Origin of the sequence: Rhodococcus sp. BS-15, from assembly GCF_000813105.1 — a bacterium.
Classification (GTDB): Bacteria; Actinomycetota; Actinomycetes; order Mycobacteriales; family Mycobacteriaceae; genus Rhodococcoides.
Genome location: NZ_BAOX01000545.1, coordinates 1 through 1348 on the forward strand (window position 1 = coordinate 1; position 1348 = coordinate 1348).

General features: G+C 66.5%; 1 tRNA gene and 1 pseudogene. Both read left to right on the top strand.

Going from position 1 to position 1348, the window contains the following annotated elements:
• Window positions 1–155: 155 nt before the first annotated feature.
• A tRNA-Gln gene (locus tag RHBS_RS27795) sits at window positions 156–226 on the top strand.
• 53 nt (window positions 227–279) lie between these two features.
• A pseudogene (gene glmU / locus RHBS_RS27800) lies at window positions 280–1348 on the top strand (bifunctional UDP-N-acetylglucosamine diphosphorylase/glucosamine-1-phosphate N-acetyltransferase GlmU); the annotation flags it as partial.

The following is a 1348-nucleotide window of genomic DNA, read 5'->3' on the forward strand; positions in this document are numbered from 1 at the left end:
TGGAGCCTGCAGGAACGACCGAGAGTGCGAAATCTGCATCGCGGTTCGACTCACCACCACCTCGCGTGCGAGGATCGTTGCGCTCAGTGGGAGCGCAGCGGCAAACGAATGAGTCGTTCGATTCGTCGGCCACTGGTGAAACCGCTGGCCGTTTATCCGCCGTGGTGTAATGGCAGCACCTCTGATTTTGGTTCAGATAGTTCAGGTTCGAGTCCTGGCGGCGGAGCGAGCAACATCATTCACGCATGCCGTCATTCGCGTTACCGCCTGAGGAGCTCAATGCCTGTGCAGACCGCCGTGGTCGTTCTCGCTGCGGGTGCAGGTACCCGAATGCGGTCGAAGACTCCGAAAGTTCTGCATCCCCTGGCCGGACGCACCATGCTCGCGCACGCCCTCCACGCGGCCGCCGACCTGGGCCCCGACCACCTGGTGACCGTCGTCGGACACGATCGTGAGCGAGTGACCGAGGCCGTCCAGGACCTTGCCGCCACCTTCGGTCGCACGATTCACACCGCCGTCCAGGATCGCCAGCTCGGCACCGGGCACGCCGTCCAGTGCGGCCTGGCTGCCCTCCCCGACGATTTCGAGGGCACGATCCTCGTCACCGCGGCCGACGTTCCCCTGCTGGACGGCCACACCCTCAAAGCTCTGCTCGACGAGCATCTGAGCGCCCCCCCGGCCCGCGGCCGCAACAGTGCTGACCTTTCTCCCCGACGATGCCAACGGCTACGGCCGCATCGTCCGCACCGACGACGGCGAGGTGGCCGAGATCGTCGAGCACGCCGACGCCACCCCCGCTCAGGTGCTGATCGGTGAGGTCAACTCCGGCGTCTACGCATTCGACGCCGTTGCTCTGCGTACCGCTCTGGGCAAACTCAGCACCGCCAACGCTCAGCACGAGCTGTATCTGACCGACGTCGTCAAGATCAGCAAGGCCGACGGCAAAGCCGTCTACGGCACCCAGCTCGCCGATCCCGATCTGGTGGTGGGCGTCAACGACCGCGTCCAGCTGGCGCACGTCACCTCCGTGTTGAACCGGCACATCGTCGAACGACACATGCGGGCCGGCGTCACCGTCGTGGATCCGTCGACCACCTGGATCGACATCGACGTCACCCTCGGCGCGGACGTCCGCATCGAACCCGGCGTCCAGCTGCACGGCAAGACCCACATCGCCGACGACGCGATCGTGGGGCCCGACTCGACGCTGCGTGACGTCGAGATCGGCGAGCGCGCGTCGGTCGTGCGCACCCACGCCGAGCAGGCCGTGATCGGACCCGATGCCACCGTCGGACCGTTCACCTACCTGCGACCCGGCACAGTGCTGGGCGAGGGCGGCAAACTCGGC